Source organism: Pseudomonas sp. MAFF 730105 (genome assembly GCF_055380705.1).
The window spans coordinates 6101746-6118145 of record NZ_AP018438.1 but is presented as its reverse complement, the minus strand read 5'-3'; the positions used below and the strand labels follow the sequence as shown (position 1 = coordinate 6118145).

The window sequence follows — 16400 nt, the reverse complement described above, 5'->3', positions numbered from 1 at the left end:
TTGCACCGGGTCGCCACGGCCCTCAGGCATATGCTGGCCCCAAAGCGCCGGCAGACGATTCGGCGCATGAAATCCGATAAGAGGGGACTGCCTGATGAGCCCAGCCGAATTGCACGCCGACAGCATCGTTATCGACGGGCTGATCATTGCCAAATGGAACCGCGACCTGTTCGAAGACATGCGCAAGGGCGGCCTGACCGCTGCCAACTGCACCGTGTCGGTATGGGAAGGCTTCCAGGCCACCATCAACAACATCGCAGCCAGCCAGAAACTGATCCGCGAGAATAGCGACCTGGTGATCCCGGTGAAAACCACTGCGGACATCCGCCTCGCCAAGGAACAGGGCAAGACCGGCATCATCTTCGGCTTCCAGAACGCCCACGCCTTCGAAGACCAGCTCGGTTACGTCGAGATCTTCAAGCAGCTCGGCGTCGGTGTGGTGCAGATGTGCTACAACACCCAGAACCTGGTCGGCACCGGCTGCTACGAGCGCGACGGCGGCCTGTCGGGCTTCGGTCGTGAAATCGTTGCCGAGATGAACCGTGTCGGCATCATGTGCGATCTGTCCCATGTCGGTTCCAAGACCTCCGAAGAGGTCATCCTCGAGTCGAAGAAGCCGGTCTGCTACTCCCACTGCCTGCCGTCCGGCCTGAAAGAGCACCCACGCAACAAGTCCGATGAAGAACTGAAATTCATTGCCGATCATGGCGGTTTCGTCGGCGTGACCATGTTCGCGCCGTTCCTGGCCAAGGGCATCGATTCGACCATCGACGACTACGCCGAAGCCATCGAATACACCATGAACATCGTCGGTGAGGACGCCATTGGCATCGGTACCGACTTCACCCAGGGCCACGATCAGGCGTTCTTCGAAATGCTGACCCACGACAAGGGCTACGCCCGTCGTCTGACCAGCTTCGGCAAGATCATCAACCCCCTGGGTATCCGCACCGTGGGCGAGTTCCCGAACCTCACCGAAACGCTGCTCAAGCGCGGTCATTCCGAGCGAGTGGTGCGCAAGATCATGGGTGAGAACTGGGTGAACGTTTTGAAAGACGTCTGGGGCGAATAAACGCCGCTGCTGCACTGAATCCTTTACCTGCGGCCATCCGCGCCGCGGGCAACATCACGAATTTCCGGAGTCAAGTTTCAATGGCCAAAATCGCCCCTCAACTGCCTATCGAAGTCGACAGCGAAACCGGTGTCTGGACCTCCGACGCCCTGCCGATGCTCTATGTACCGCGTCACTTCTTCGTCAACAACCACATGGGCATCGAGGAAGTGCTGGGCGCCGACGCCTACGCCGAGATCCTCTACAAGGCCGGCTACAAATCCGCCTGGCACTGGTGTGAAAAAGAAGCCGAATGCCACGGCCTGGAAGGCGTCGCGGTGTTCGAACACTACATGAAGCGTCTGTCGCAACGTGGTTGGGGCCTGTTCAAGATCCAGGACATCGACCTCGACAAAGGCACCTGCAGCGTCAAGCTCGAACACTCGGCATTCGTGTACGTGTACGGCAAGGTCGGACGCAAGGTCGACTACATGTTCACCGGCTGGTTCGCCGGTGCCATGGACCAGATTCTCGCTGCTCGCGGCAGTTCGATCCGTACCGTGGCCGAGCAGGTCTACGGTGGTTCCGAAGAAGGCCACGACGACGGCCTGTTCATCGTCAAGCCGTTGTAAGTCGAGGATTGCGCCATGGCTTTTGAAGCAATGTTCCAGCCGATCCAGATCGGCAAACTGACCATCCGCAACCGCGTGCTCAGCACCGCTCACGCCGAGGTCTATGCCACTGACGGCGGGATGACCACCGACCGGTACGTGAAGTATTACGAAGAGAAGGCCAAGGGCGGCATCGGCCTGGCGATTTGTGGTGGCTCGTCGGTGGTTGCCATCGACAGCCCGCAGGAGTGGTGGAGCTCGGTGAACCTGTCCACCGACCGCATCATTCCGCACTTCCAGAACCTGGCCGACGCCATGCACAAGCATGGCGCCAAGATCATGATCCAGATTACCCACATGGGCCGTCGCTCGCGTTGGGACGGCTTCAACTGGCCGACCCTGATGTCGCCGTCCGGTGTCCGTGAGCCGGTGCACCGCGCTACGTGCAAGACCATCGAGCCGGAAGAAATCTGGCGGGTGATCGGCAACTACGCCCAGGCCGCGCGCCGGGCCAAGGCCGGTGGCCTGGACGGCGTCGAGCTGTCAGCCGTGCACCAGCACATGATCGACCAGTTCTGGAGCCCGCGGGTCAACAAGCGTACCGACGAATGGGGCGGCAGTTTCGAAGGCCGGATGAAGTTCGGCCTGGAAGTGCTCAAGGCCGTGCGCGCCGAAGTGGGCGACGACTTCTGCGTGGGCATGCGCATCTGCGGTGACGAGTTCCACCCGGACGGCCTGTCCCATGAAGACATGAAGCAGATCGCCAAGTACTACGACGACACTGGCATGCTGGACTTCATCGGCGTCGTGGGTTCGGGTTGCGACACCCACAACACCCTGGCCAACGTCATCCCGAACATGAGTTATCCACCGGAGCCGTTCCTGCACCTGGCCGCCGGTATCAAGGAAGTGGTCAAGGTTCCGGTGCTGCACGCGCAGAACATCAAGGACCCGAACCAGGCCACGCGGATTCTGGAGGGCGGTTATGTCGACATGGTCGGCATGACCCGTGCCCACATCGCCGACCCGCACCTGATCGCCAAGATCAAGATGGGCCAGGTCGACCAGATCAAACAGTGCGTCGGCGCCAACTACTGCATCGACCGTCAGTACCAAGGCCTGGACGTCCTGTGCATCCAGAACGCCGCGACCTCCCGTGAATACATGGGCGTGCCGCACATCATCGAGAAATCCACCGGGCCGAAACGCAAGGTGGTGGTGGTCGGTGCCGGCCCGGCCGGGATGGAAGCCGCTCGCGTGGCGGCTGAACGTGGGCACGACGTGACCCTGTTCGAGAAGAAAGAATTCATCGGTGGGCAGATCACCACCGCTTCGAAAGCCCCGCAACGGGACCAGATCGCCGGTATCACCCGTTGGTTCCAACTGGAACTGGCGCGGCTGAAAGTCGACCTGCGCCTGGGCGTGGCGGCCGACGCGGCGACCATCATGGACTTGCGTCCGGATGTGGTGGTGCTGGCGGTGGGTGGTCATCCGAACCTGGAGCAGAACGAGCACTGGGGCGCCGCCGAAGGGCTGGTGGTCAGCAGCTGGGACGTGCTCGACGGCAAGGTCGCACCGGGCAAGAACGTGCTGGTCTACGACACCATCTGTGAGTTCACCGGCATGTCGGTGGCCGACTTCCTCGCCGACAAGGGCAGCCAGGTCGAGATCGTCACCGACGATATCAAGCCGGGCGTGGCCATTGGCGGGACGTCGTTCCCCACCTACTACCGCAGCATGTACCCGAAAGAAGTGATCATGACCGGGGACATGATGCTGGAGAAGGTCTACCGCGAAGGCGACAAGCTGGTGGCGGTGCTGGAGAACGAATACACCGGGGCCAAGGAAGAACGCGTGGTTGACCAGGTGGTGGTGGAGAACGGCGTGCGGCCGGACGAGGAAATCTACTACGCCCTCAAGGAAGGTTCGCGCAACAAGGGCCAGATCGACGTCGAAGCTCTGTTCGCGATCAAGCCTCAACCGTGCCTGGAGCAGAGCGGCGATGGCTACCTGCTGTTCCGCATCGGTGACTGTGTGGCGCAGCGTAATACTCACGCCGCCATCTATGACGCCCTGCGGCTGTGCAAGGATTTCTAACGGCTTGTGGATAACCCAGTGGGAGCAAGGCTTGCCCGCGATAGCAGCGATACGGAGCATCTGACTGACCGAGTCAATCCCATCGCGGGCAAGCCTTGCTCCCACAGGAATCGAGCAAGACATCCAGGTTTCTGTGCCTGCAAGACCTGAGGTCTTTGGGAGCTTCACCATGCTGAACACCCTTCTTCCCATCCTGCTGTTCGCCGCTTTGGGCCTCGCGGTCCTTGGCGCCTTGCGGCGGGTGAACATGTGGCGCCGGGGGCGACCGTCCAAGGTCAACCTGATCGGCGGCCTCTTTGCCATGCCCAAGCGCTACATGGTGGATTTGCACCACGTGGTGGCGCGGGACAAATACATTGCCAACACCCACGTTGCCACGGCCGGTGGTGCGGTGGCATCGCTCGTGCTGGCGATCCTGGTGCACGGTTTCGGCCTGCATAACCGTATCCTTGGCTATGCACTGCTGTTGATGTCGGCGGTGATGTTCGTCGGTGCGATCTTTGTCTACCTGCGTCGGCGCAATCCGCCGGCGCGCCTGTCCAAAGGCCCGTGGATGCGCCTGCCGAAAAGCCTGTTGGCGTTCTCGGCATCGTTCTTCCTGGTGACCCTGCCGGTGGCCGGTATTCTCCCGGAAAACTTCGGTGGCTGGCTGTTGGCAGCGATCCTGGGCGTCGGCGTGCTGTGGGGTGTGTCGGAACTGTTGTTCGGCATGACCTGGGGCGGGCCGATGAAGCATGCCTTCGCCGGTGCCTTGCACCTGGCCTGGCACCGTCGTGCCGAGCGCTTTGGCGGTGGTCGCTCCACCGGCCTGAAGCCGTTGGACCTGAACGATCCCACTGCGCCGTTGGGCGTGGAGAAACCCAAGGATTTCACCTGGAACCAGTTGCTCGGTTTCGACGCCTGCGTGCAGTGCGGCAAGTGTGAAGCAGCCTGCCCGGCGTTCGCCGCCGGTCAGCCGCTGAACCCGAAGAAGCTCATCCAGGACATGGTCGTCGGCCTGGCTGGCGGCACCGATGCGAAGTTCGCCGGCAGCCCGTATCCGGGCAAGCCGGTGGGCGAGCACGGCGGCAATCCTCACCAGCCGATCGTCAACGGCCTGGTGGACGCCGAGACGCTGTGGTCTTGCACCACTTGTCGTGCCTGCGTCGAGGAATGCCCGATGATGATCGAGCACGTCGACGCCATCGTCGACATGCGTCGGCACCTGACCCTGGAAAAAGGCGCTACGCCAAACAAGGGCGCCGAGGTACTGGAAAATCTCATCGCCACCGATAACCCGGGCGGCTTCGCCCCCGGCGGACGGATGAACTGGGCGGCGGATCTGAACCTGAACCTGCTCAGCGAGAAGAAATCCACCGACGTACTGTTCTGGGTCGGTGACGGCGCCTTCGACATGCGCAACCAGCGTACCTTGCGCGCCTTCGTCAAAGTGCTGAAAGCCGCGAATATCGACTTCGCCGTGCTCGGTCTCGAGGAACGCGACAGTGGCGACGTGGCCCGGCGCCTCGGTGACGAAGCGACGTTCCAACTGTTGGCCAAGCGCAATATCCAGACCCTGGCCAAATACAAGTTCAACCGCATCGTGACCTGCGACCCTCACAGTTTCCACGTGCTGAAAAACGAATACGGCGCCTTCGATGGCAACTACCTGGTGCAGCACCACAGCACCTACCTGGCGGAAATCATCGACGCCGGCGCCCTCAACCTCGGTCAGCACAAGGGTGACAGCGTGACGTATCACGACCCGTGCTACCTGGGTCGCTACAACGGCGAATACGAGGCGCCACGCCAGGTGCTGCGTGCCCTGGGCATCGAGGTCAAGGAAATGCAGCGTTCCGGTTTCCGTTCGCGTTGCTGCGGCGGCGGCGGCGGTGCGCCGATCACCGACATCCCGGGCAAACAGCGGATCCCTGACATGCGCATGGAAGATATCCGCGAAACCGGCGCCGAGCTGGTGGCGGTAGGTTGCCCACAGTGCACCGCGATGCTCGAGGGTGTGGTCGAGCCCCGGCCGATGATCAAGGACATCGCCGAGCTGGTGGCCGATGCCCTGCTCGAAGAGGCGGTGCCGAGCAAGTCTGCGGCCCCGGCCAAACGTGAACCTGCGGAGGTGCATTAATGAGCGACATCATCCGCCGCGACCCTCGCGCCGAGTGGATCGCCCGCAACCGCCTGCACCCGTTGCACGCGGCCATGCAACCGGTACAGCACAGCTGGATGGGGCCCAACGGCATCGTTCGCAAGAATGTCCATGGCGTCGGCTTCATCGGCCCCAACGGTATCAAGCGTATCGACCGCAGCGGCGCCCAGCAGGGCGGCACGGCCAAGCGCAGCGCCGCGACTGAGGTGCAACTGCCGTTGCATCAAGTGCCGCAACCGGCGTTCCACATCTGTGTGGTGCCGGACATGGTGGGCGGACGTCTCAGCAGTCACGACCGCGATCTGCTGGGTCTGGCTCATCAGCTGGCCGGTACGGACGGTGCCGTGCTGGCAGTGGTCTTCGGCGAGCATAAGGAAAGCGCGTTCGCCACGGCCGGCGTCGATCGGCTGTTGGTGCTGGATGGCGAAGAATTCAGCGGTTATGCACCGGAGCAACGTGTGCAAGGTCTGCGCGCTGTAGATAACCAGTTCAATCCGCGGCACTGGTTGCTGCCCGACAGCCGCAGCGGTGGCGCTGAACTGGGCCGGCGCTTCGCCGCGGCTCTGGGCGAACGCCCGGCTACCCGTGTCTGGCAGGTCAAGGGCGAGGAGTGCATCGGTCGTGCCGGCGCGGGCCTGCAGGACTTGGCCCGGCCTTTGGCCCGGTTGATCCTGGCGGCGGCCGAATGTGCCGAGCCGGTCAGCGAAACCCGACACGAAGCGTTGCCGGTTGAGTTATCCACAAGCGTGGCCCGTAGCCTGACGCGCATCGAGGACCTGGGCGCGGTGGCGGTGGATCCGGGCGCGATCCCGATGGCCGAAGCCGAGTTCATCTTCTCGGGGGGCAACGGGGTCAAGGACTGGGCGCTGTTCCATCAGACCGCTGCGGCCCTGGGCGCCACCGAAGGTGCTTCGCGGGTGGCGGTGGACGATGGTTTCATGGCCCGGGACCGTCAGGTCGGCGCCAGTGGTACCTGGGTCACCGCACGGGTTTATGTGGCCGTGGGGATTTCCGGGGCGATCCAGCACCTGCAAGGCATCGGTGCCTGCGACAAGGTGGTGGCGATCAACCTCGACCCGGGTTGCGACATGATCAAACGGGCAGACCTGTCGGTGATCGGCGACAGCGCGGCGATTCTTCAAGCCTTGATCGCGGCGGTAGAGGCTTACCGCAACGAGGCCAAGCGTGATGCGGCTTAAGCTAAGGATTCAACCATGAGTACTCAAGTGATCAGCCTGGTGTCCATCGGCGCGCACCCCACCTCCGGTCGGCCCCGGCGCGCCGAGCAGGACGCCCGCGCCGTGGAGCTGGGCCTGCAACTGGCCGGTAACGACCTGCAAGTGCTGCACGCGGGCGACGTGGCCGAGCCGGCCCTGCGTGCCTACCTGGGCATGGGGCTGGACGAATTGCATGTGCTGGAAAACCCTGTGGGTGCCGATGCGCTGCCAGCACTGACCGACTATCTGCGCGACGCCGGTGCTCAGGTGGTGCTGACCGGTAGCCAGGCGGAAACCGGCGAAGGCTCAGGCATGCTGCCGTTCCTGCTGGCGGAAAACCTCGGTTGGCCGCTGGTGGTGGGCCTGGCCCAGGTCGAGTCTCTCGACAATGGCGTGGCCCTGGTGCTGCAAGCCCTACCTCGCGGGCAGCGTCGGCGCCTGAAAGTGCGCCTGCCATTCCTGGCCACTGTGGATAACGCTGCGCCGAAACCACGGCAAAGCGCCTACGGCCCGGCGCGGCGCGGCGCGTTGCACGCTGAAGAAGTGGAAGTGATCGACGACGCTCTGCTGGCGGTGGCGACCCTGCAGCCGGCCAAACCACGCCCCAAGCGCTTGAAAGTCATCAAGGCCAAGAGCGGCGCCGACCGCATGAAAGCCGCCACGGCCAAGGCCAGCGGTGGAGGCGGGCAAGTGCTCAAGGGCCTGAGCCCGGAGGCCGGTGCCGAGGCGATTCTCAAGCTGTTGGTGGAGGAAGGGGTGGTTCGCTAACCCCACATCCCCGCAAAACCCCATGTGGGAGCGAGCCTGCTCGCGATGGCTGGGTATCAGGTGACACTGTTGTCGCGGATACGCCGCTATCGCGAGCAGGCTCGCTCCCACAAGGGATTCGGGTTTACCCACAACTCCCGTGTGCGCCTCTGTGGATAAGCCAAAAAAGGCGTCTGATAGCTATTGGAATCCCCTTTCATGGACATTGCATTTCGTCCGGCTTTACCCGCGGATACGCCCGAGATTGCTCGCTTGTTCCAGATTTCCTCCGAAGGTGCTTCCGATTACATCTGGAGCCAGCTGGCGGAGCCTGGACAGGATCTCGTGGAGGTGGGCGCAGCTCGCTACGCACGTGAGGATGTTGATTTCTCCTACCAGAACTGCGTCATTGCAGAGGCTGAGGGGCGGGTCATCGGGATGATGCACTGCTATGTGATGCGTCATGATCCACTGGCGACTCCGGTCACGGATCCGGTCCTGGCGCCCTACGCTGATATGGAAATTCCCGATACGCTCTATATATCGAGCCTGGCGCTGCATGAAGGTTGGCGTAACAAGGGGTTGGGCGTGCGCTTCCTCGAGCTGGCGCAGCAGCGGGCCGTTGAATTGAAGCTCAAGGGGTTGAGCCTGATCGACTACGCTGCGAACACCGGCGCCCGGCGTTTCTATGAGCGCCATGGCTTTGGCATTGTTAAAACCTGTCGGATTGTCCCGCACCCGATGATTCGGGTAACGGGAGAAGCGTATCTGATGTATCGGCCCTGACCGCTGCAGGATGGAACTCGTGGGAAACGAGCGGCTTCTTCACAGGAGTTTGGTGGTTACTCACAATTGCTGTACACCGTCTTGTGGATAACCTGTTCGTCCCTTGCCATACCCCTTGCCAATCAAGCCCTCCAAGGCTTCGCTCAAAAAGTGATCAGTCCAACCCACGGTTTTTATTGGTTTTTTTGACCAATGAGGAAAGACTGATCCACATTTTTGCCCCCAATACTTGTTGGTGCCTCTGTGGATAAGATGTTCGCTATCCTCTGCAAGCCACGCGAGACGGGCTTTTCGCTCGGTTGATCATTAAATGATCAATTTGTCTTCTGGATTGGAAAATTGCTCGAAAAACCTTTATTTACAGGGCCTGGCAACGCTTTTCCACAAGACGTCAAAATTACCCCCAAACACTGTTGGCGCTTCTGTGGATAAGGTGTTCGCTTCCAGCTGTAGGCCTTATGGATAAGGGCCTACAGGCATTTGTTCAAAAAATAACCGATATGACAGAAAAACCTTCTTTATGCATAAGCCACGGTTTTTCATGGCTTTATCCCCAAGAACTGTCTTGCCAAGGTGTACTTGTCCCCATTAACTGTGGGTGGTCATGTGGATAACTTGTTTGCGAAAGGCTCCAGACCCCGGCGGGCATAGTCCGAAACGCGATAGATCAAATTTCATACAGTTCTAAGGAACTGCCTTGACGCGTGGCGGTCGTGTGTCTTCACTCCAAACCACAAGGACTCAGCGTTTTTATCCACATCCGGTTCAGGGAGAGCACAGGATGGATAGCCGACACCCTCACGCGTACCTCCCCTCATCGGTGAATTGCACCCCGACGCCGCCCATGTTGTTGCCCCGACGCATTCGTCGTCGCGCCGCTAACCAGCGTGCGCGTCAATAGCGTTCCCCCGCACCTCGTTTCCTCCGTAACACCGTTGACTGCCGCGCGTACCTCCAGGGGACAGCGGCCAGGCGTCTGTACGCCTTGGATTTACAGGCAACCGCAGAGTTGCCCCTTCTGCCTGAGAGGACTTGGACATGACACGGATCTCGACCCCCATCAGTGATATCAAGGAGCATTACGACGTTATCGTCATCGGCTCCGGTTATGGCGGCGGTATTGCCGCTTCACGGCTGTCCCGGGCCGGGCGCAAGGTGTGTCTGCTGGAGCGGGGCCGGGAGATGCAACCCGGCGAATACCCCAACACCATGCTGGCGGCCACGGAAGAGTTGCAGGTGCATGACCCGGACGGGCACATCGGCTCGCGCACCGGGATGTTCGACCTGCACGTCAATGCTCAACAGAACGTGGTGGTGGGCTGTGGTCTGGGTGGTACTTCGCTGATCAACGCCAACGTCGCGCTGGAGCCGGAGCCCGGCGTGTTCGAGGATCCACGCTGGCCGTTGGCGGTGCGTGAACACCGTGACACGCTGCTCAAGGAGGGTTACGAGCGCGCTCGCGAAATGCTCAAGCCCAACCCTTACCCGGCCTCGGAGCCGAATCTGCCCAAGCTCGACGCCCACAAGAAGTCGGCTGATTACCTCAAGCAAGGCGCGCATTTCTACAAACCGCCCATCAACGTCACGTTCGACAGGCTGCCTAACAACCTCAACCACGTCGGCGTCGAACAATTGCCGTGCAACGGCTGTGGCGACTGCGTCTCCGGGTGTAACAACAAGGCCAAGAACACCACGCTGATGAATTACCTGCCGGATGCCTGGAACCACGGCGCGGAAATTTTCTGCCAGGCCGAGGTGCGGCACCTGGAGCGCGACGGCAACGGTTGGATCGTGCACTTCCAGTACCTGGACAGCGGCCGCGAACTGTTCTCGGCGCCGACACTGTTCGTGCGGGCCGACATCGTGGTGGTGTCCGCCGGCACCCTGGGTTCCACCGAGATCATGCTGCGCTCCCGGGACAAAGGCCTGTCGATGTCCAGTCAACTGGGCGAGAACATGAGCGGTAACGGCGACATCCTCGGGTTCGGCCACAACTGCGATCAGACTATCAACGGCATCGGTTTCGGTGCCCATTCGGCCAAGGAACTGGAGCCGGTGGGGCCGTGCATCACCTCGGTCATCGACATGCGCACCGAGGGCGACTGGCGCAGCCGCATGGTCATCGAGGAAGGCTCGATTCCCGGCGCGCTCGGCCGGCCGATGGTGCCGAGCATGGCGGCGTTCGCCGAAATGATTGGCGTGCCCACCGACACCGGCTTCGGCGCCAGCCTCAAATACAAGGGGCGGGAAGCCGAAAGCTTCTTGCGCGGCCCGTATCACGGCGCGCTGCATAACATGCAAACCTACCTGATCATGAGCCACGACAACGGCAAGGGCCGCATGGTGCTCGACAGCAAGGACCAGTTGCGCATCGACTGGCCCGGTGTCGGCGAACAGGAGAACGTCACCCTCGGCAATGAGCGTCTGCACCAGAGTACCAAGGCGCTGGGAGGGATCTGGGTCGAAAACCCGATCTGGACCAAGTTGCTCAAGCACAGCATTGTCTCGGTCCACCCTCTGGGTGGTTGCGTGATGGGCGAAGACGCGACGCAAGGCGTGGTCAACCACAAGGGCCAGGTGTTCAGTGGCGCCAGCGGCACGGATGTCTATCCCGGCCTGTACGTGGCCGACGGTGCGGTGATTCCGACTTCCCTGGCGGTAAACCCACTGCTGACCATTTCGGCTGTGAGCGAGCGCAACATGGGGCTGCTGGCGGCGGATCGCGGCTGGTTGATCGATTACACATTGCCTTCGGCCCCGCGCAAGTCGGTGGCAGCGCCCACCCTCGGCGTGCAGTTCACCGAAACCATGACGGGCTATTTCTCCACGGCCTTCACCCAGGCCCAAGGCACCGATCTCACGCTTTACGAAGCGGCAGCCAAACGCGGAAAAACCGACAACTCGACCATCGAGTTCACTCTGACCATCACCGCCGATGACCTCAATCGGATGATCAAGGAGCCGGAACACGCCGCCACGCTGGTGGGGACTCTGGATGCTCCCATGCTTTCGCCACAGCCGCTGGTCGCCAGTAACGGCGTATTCAACCTGTTCGAGCAATACCAGGAGCAGGTGGGCGTGCGGCACATGAACTACGACATGAAGCTGACCGCCGAGGACGGCAGCGATTATTACTTCAGTGCCTTCAAGACCGTGCCCGAGGACAATGGCGTGCTGAACATCTGGCATGACACCAGCACCCTCTATGTCACCCTCTATCGCGGGCCGGACAAGACCGGCGCGGTACTCGGCTCGGGGGTGATGCACATCCTGCCGGCGGACTTCGCCAAGCAGATGACCACCATGAAGGTGCTCAACGCCCGCAATGAACGCGAGCGGGTCGAGGCCCTGGCGCGGTTCGGCAAGTTCTTTGCCGGCATCCTGTGGGAGAGCTACGGTGGGGTGTTCGCCGGCGATATCTACTTCAACCCGGATGCGCCACCGCGGATCAAGCGGCCGCTGGACGCACCGGCGCCGACCGTGCATTTCTTCGAAACCGAAGACAACGTCCAACTGCGTTTGACCCGCTATCAGGCGGGCAGCAAGGGCCCGGTAATGCTGGTTCACGGCCTGGGCGTGGGCTCGAACATCTTCTCCACCGATACCATTCACACCAACTTGCTGGAGTACCTGTGCAAGCACGAGTACGACGTCTGGTTGCTGGACCTGCGGGTGAGCATCCTGCTGCCCGCCAGCAAGCATGAGTGGAACGGCGACCAGGTGGCCCAGTACGACTTCAAGGCGGCCATCGAACAGATCCAGCAGGCGACCCTCGCCCGCGACGTGCAATGCGTGGTGCATTGCTACGGTGCGACGACCTTCTTCATGTCGATGCTGGCGGGGTTGCAAGGCGTGCGCTCGGTGGTCTGCTCGCAGATTGCCGCCGATACGGTGGTCGCCACTGCCACCGGCCTGAAGGCTGGCCTGCACCTGCCGGGCATGCTCGACGCCATTGGCATCAAGTCCCTTACCGCCTACGCCGACACCAAGGAGAACTGGTTCAACAAACTCTATGACAAAGCGCTGAACGGCTATGCCCGGATCGAAGCCCAGGGCTACTGCACCAACCCGGTCTGCCATCGCATCACTTTCATGTATGCGTCGCTGTACCGCCACGACACTCTCAACGAAACCCTGCACGACAACCTGCATGAACTGTTCGGCGAATCGAACATGCACACCTTCGAGCACCTGGCGCTGATCGTGCGCAAGGGGCATCTGGTGGACTTCAAGGGCAATGATGTCTACATGCCGCATTTCGATCGGTTGAAATTGCCGATCTGCTTCATCAGCGGCGCCGACAACCAGTGCTACTTGCCGCAAAGCACCCTCAAGACCTATGAGCGGCTGTGCGACATGCATGGTCCGCAACTGTTCAGCCGCCACGAGGTACCGGGCTACGGTCATATCGACTGCATCTTCGGCAAGGATGCGGTGATGGACGTGTATCCAATCATCCTCCAGCACTTGGAGAAGACCGCGCTCGGCTAGCCGGGATCGTTCCCACGCTCTGGGGAAATGCCATGAACACTTACATCCGCTGGTACCAACGCATCATCTGGGTCGGGATTGTCATGAACATGTTCTTCGCGATTCCGGCGCTGTTCGCGCCGGCATTGTTGACGTCCATGCTCGGCCTGCCCCCTGTGCTGTCCGATCCCTGGCTGGAAAACACCGGCATGTTGCTGGTGGGGATCAGCCTGTTCTACATGCCCTCGGGGTTCAATGCGCCGCGTTTCGTGGTGAATTCGTGGTTGTGCGTGCTCTCGCGGCTGGTGGCGGTGGCGTTCTGGATCTACCTGATCAACACCAACAACCAGGGCTCGTTGTTCGTTCCAATGCTGGTGGGTGACCTGAGCATGTTCCTGATACTGGGCGTGCTGCTGTACCTGGGCAGCCCGGTTGCCCATCGCCCGCTGGCCTTGCTCTGTACGGGGTGCCGGGAGTGGCGTGAAGGCTGGACGCGGCACTGGCACAGTCCGCGCTTCAGGACCGGTGTGCTGGTCGTGGTACTGGTGCTGGGCTTCATCGGTTACCAGACCTGGTACCAGATGATCCGCGAAGTCCCGCAACCGGACTTCGCTTCCGACGAAGACCACTACAAGTACGCGGCCATCGGCCTCGGTATCGAGGCGCGGATTCCCTACTACCTGTTCGCCGTGCTGCCGCAGATGTGCCCGGAAAAGATGCCCAAGCCGGGTGGCTACGAAGTGTTCGGTTTCCTTTATGAAAACGGTAAGGACCTGCCCATCGGCATGGCCAAGCGACAACTGGGCTACCCCACCGTGGAGCCGAACTGCGCCCTGTGCCATACCGGCTCATACCGGGCCAACGCCACCGACGTAGCGGTTCCGGTCGCCACCGCGCCGGCCAATACCTTGCAACTGCAAGCCTTCCAGTGGTTTGCCTACGATTGTGCCAGCGACCCGAAATTCACCCCCGATGCGATCATGGCCGCGATCAACGGCAAGTTCCAACTGGGCTTTTTCGAGAAGCTGTACAACCGCTACCTGATCATCCCGATGGCCAAGAGCGCGCTGCTCAAGCAGAAGCAGGCCTACGCCTGGCAGAAACTGCGCCCGGCTCAGGGCCCCGGGCGGACCGACACCTTCAACCCGACCAAAATGGTGGTGTTCGGCTTCCCGGACGACTCGACCATCGGCACTGTGGATCTGCCGCAGGTCTGGAACCAGAAGCCTCGCGAGTCGATGTATCTGCACTGGGACGGCAATAACAACAACATTCACGAGCGCAACTACGCCGCCGCCATGGCCGTGGGCGCGACGCCGGAGTCGGTGCTGCCGCCCAGCTTCAACCGGGTGACCAACTGGTTGCTGGGGCACAAGGCGCCGGCCTGGCCGTTCGCCCTGGATCAGGCGAAGGTGGCCCAGGGCAAACCGATCTGGGAGAAGAACTGTGCCGGTTGCCACGACTTCGGTCGTACCGACACGGGTCAGGTCACCACCAACATCGACCAGTTGGGCACCGATCCCCATCGCCTGAATTCCTTCACCACCGGGTTGGTGACGGCGTTCCACGGCTTCAAGAAGCCGCCATTCGATTTTAACGCTTACCGCAAGACCCAAAGCTACAGCAACACCCCCACCGACGGCGTCTGGTTGCGTGCGCCGTACCTGCACAACGGCTCGGTGCCGACCTTGTGGGACCTGTTGCTGCCGCCGGAGCAGCGTCCGCAAGTGTTCTACACCGGCTCCGATATCTACGACCCGCAGAAGGTCGGCTTTATCACCAGCGGCGCGCAGATGAAGGCGTCGGCGGATTTCAAATACGACACCCGCCTGGAAGGCAACCACAACGGCGGTCATCTGTATGGCACGCAACTGTCGGACACCGACAAACGGGCCCTGATCGAATTCATGAAGACCCTGTAGTCCAGGGCACTGCGAAGGAGCGTCCACATGTCATTACTGCATCATTGGGAACATGAGTTCGACAAGGTCAAGGTCCGCCTGCATGGGTTGGTCACGCGGCTGGAAATGTCCTGGAAAAAGCTCGTCAACGATCTGGAGCCCGAGGAGTTCGAGGCCATCGTCAAGCTGTTGCAACGGGGCCACGACCAGGCTCGGTACACGATCGAACATGGCGACCTGCCGGACGACGAACCGGCCGTGCCGTGGGAGCTGTCCCACGGCCTGTCGATCCTGAAGATCGGCAACGCCACGCCGTTGCCGCAAAGCGAAGACGAATTGCCGACACGGGTGCTCAAGGACGGCACTTTGTTGGGCTGTCGCAAATGGGAACTGCTGGACCTGTTGTGGAGCGAGGCGCTGCTCAAGTGGATCGAGAACCTGCGCCACCACGCGACGTTCGGCACCACGCCGGCACTGGTGAAAATGGACAGCGACGTGGTGCTGGCCATCGCTGGCGACTGGGGCACCGGACCGTTCGACAGCCACGCCCCGGCGGTGGCGGTGGCCAATCAGATGCAACTGGCCCAGGCTGATTTCACCATTCACCTGGGGGATGTCTACTACGCCGGTTCACATTCCCAGGAAGACGTCGACATGGTCGGCTGGCCCCAGGGCAAGCATGGCTCGTTCACTCTCAATTCCAACCACGAGATGTACAGCGGCGCCCATGGTTATTTCAAGGAGCTGGCCAAGCGTTTTCCGGGACAGCAGGGCACCAGTTACTTCGCCTTGTACAACGACGACTGGCTGGTGGTCGGCCTCGACAGCGCCTACGCCTCGGACGCCATGAACCTGTACATGGACGGCACGCTCAACAGCCAGCAGATCGAATGGATGAAAAGCCTGCCCAAGCGCAAGAAGCTGATGGTGCTCAGTCACCACCAGGGATTCGATATTTCCGGGCACAACAAGACCGCGCTATACCAACCGGTGTGCGATGCGCTGGGGCGTGAGCCGGACTATTGGTACTGGGGCCATCTGCACAACGGCATCTGCTACGCCACCCAAGGCGGGTTGCACGCGCGTTGCGCCGGGCATGGGGCGATTCCCTATGGCACCACCAGCGAGCTGAATGGGCATGCGCGGATATTGTGGTCGGAAACGGAACTGGCCGGGGATGAGGTGTATCCGGAGCGGGTGCTGAACGGGTATGTGAAGGTGCGGCTGGTGGGCGAGAACATCGAAGAGACGTTCTACGGGGAGGATGGCTCGGTGCGGTGGTCTTCGAAGTAATAGGTTGATAGTCAGGCCGCTATCGCGAGCAGGCTCGCTCCCACAGTGAATTTGTGGTGTATGCGATATTTACGCATGATGCGGGAC

The 16400-nt window shown here is 61.4% G+C and carries 10 protein-coding genes; all 10 read left to right on the top strand.

Annotated features, from left to right (window positions below; genetic code table 11):
• Positions 1–94: 94 nt before the first annotated feature.
• Entirely contained in the window at positions 95–1072 is a 978-nt protein-coding gene (locus PCOSP_RS26940) for a dipeptidase (RefSeq protein WP_024776566.1), read from the top strand.
• A gap of 80 nt (positions 1073–1152) precedes the next feature.
• Entirely contained in the window at positions 1153–1683 is a 531-nt protein-coding gene (locus PCOSP_RS26935) for a DUF5943 domain-containing protein (RefSeq protein WP_024776567.1), read from the top strand.
• A 15-nt stretch (positions 1684–1698) separates the two neighbouring features.
• Positions 1699–3759 carry a dimethylglycine demethylation protein DgcA gene (dgcA, locus tag PCOSP_RS26930; protein ID WP_047702362.1) on the top strand — a complete coding sequence of 687 codons (2061 nt, stop codon included), beginning with the start codon at positions 1699–1701 and terminating at the stop codon, positions 3757–3759.
• A 169-nt stretch (positions 3760–3928) separates the two neighbouring features.
• Positions 3929–5878 (top strand): dimethylglycine demethylation protein DgcB, encoded by a 1950-nt coding sequence (gene dgcB / locus PCOSP_RS26925; protein WP_175362372.1) that lies wholly within the window; start codon positions 3929–3931, stop codon positions 5876–5878.
• Positions 5878–7098: an electron transfer flavoprotein subunit alpha gene (gene etfA, locus PCOSP_RS26920; RefSeq protein WP_139640727.1), complete on the top strand. Its 1221-nt coding sequence runs from the start codon at positions 5878–5880 to the stop codon at positions 7096–7098. Before dgcB ends, etfA begins: the two co-directional genes overlap by 1 nt.
• Positions 7099–7113: 15 nt before the next feature.
• Positions 7114–7884, top strand: a complete 771-nt coding sequence (gene etfB / locus PCOSP_RS26915) for an electron transfer flavoprotein subunit beta (RefSeq protein WP_175362373.1) — start codon at positions 7114–7116, stop codon at positions 7882–7884.
• Between the two features lie 198 nt (positions 7885–8082).
• Complete coding sequence (locus tag PCOSP_RS26910) at positions 8083–8649, top strand: N-acetyltransferase family protein (RefSeq protein ID WP_464709866.1); 567 nt, start codon at positions 8083–8085, stop codon at positions 8647–8649.
• 1038 nt (positions 8650–9687) lie between these two features.
• Complete coding sequence (locus tag PCOSP_RS26905; RefSeq protein ID WP_139640722.1) at positions 9688–13140, top strand: GMC oxidoreductase; 3453 nt, start codon at positions 9688–9690, stop codon at positions 13138–13140.
• 32 nt (positions 13141–13172) lie between these two features.
• Entirely contained in the window at positions 13173–15041 is a 1869-nt protein-coding gene (locus PCOSP_RS26900) for a c-type cytochrome (RefSeq protein WP_464709865.1), read from the top strand.
• A 27-nt stretch (positions 15042–15068) separates the two neighbouring features.
• Positions 15069–16313: a metallophosphoesterase family protein gene (locus PCOSP_RS26895; RefSeq protein ID WP_464709864.1), complete on the top strand. Its 1245-nt coding sequence runs from the start codon at positions 15069–15071 to the stop codon at positions 16311–16313.
• The last annotated feature ends 87 nt before the right edge of the window (positions 16314–16400 follow it).

Excerpts from the sequence above, each read along its gene's own strand:
- dgcB (WP_175362372.1), top strand. The coding sequence starts at position 3,929 with ATGCTGAACACCCTTCTTCCCATCCTGCTGTTCGCCGCTTTGGGCCTC.
- PCOSP_RS26895 (WP_464709864.1), top strand. The coding sequence starts at position 15,069 with ATGTCATTACTGCATCATTGGGAACATGAGTTCGACAAGGTCAAGGTC.
- PCOSP_RS26900 (WP_464709865.1), top strand. The coding sequence starts at position 13,173 with ATGAACACTTACATCCGCTGGTACCAACGCATCATCTGGGTCGGGATT.
- PCOSP_RS26905 (WP_139640722.1), top strand. The coding sequence starts at position 9,688 with ATGACACGGATCTCGACCCCCATCAGTGATATCAAGGAGCATTACGAC.
- etfA (WP_139640727.1), top strand. The coding sequence starts at position 5,878 with ATGAGCGACATCATCCGCCGCGACCCTCGCGCCGAGTGGATCGCCCGC.
- PCOSP_RS26935 (WP_024776567.1), top strand. The coding sequence starts at position 1,153 with ATGGCCAAAATCGCCCCTCAACTGCCTATCGAAGTCGACAGCGAAACC.
- PCOSP_RS26940 (WP_024776566.1), top strand. The coding sequence starts at position 95 with ATGAGCCCAGCCGAATTGCACGCCGACAGCATCGTTATCGACGGGCTG.
- dgcA (WP_047702362.1), top strand. The coding sequence starts at position 1,699 with ATGGCTTTTGAAGCAATGTTCCAGCCGATCCAGATCGGCAAACTGACC.
- PCOSP_RS26910 (WP_464709866.1), top strand. The coding sequence starts at position 8,083 with ATGGACATTGCATTTCGTCCGGCTTTACCCGCGGATACGCCCGAGATT.
- etfB (WP_175362373.1), top strand. The coding sequence starts at position 7,114 with ATGAGTACTCAAGTGATCAGCCTGGTGTCCATCGGCGCGCACCCCACC.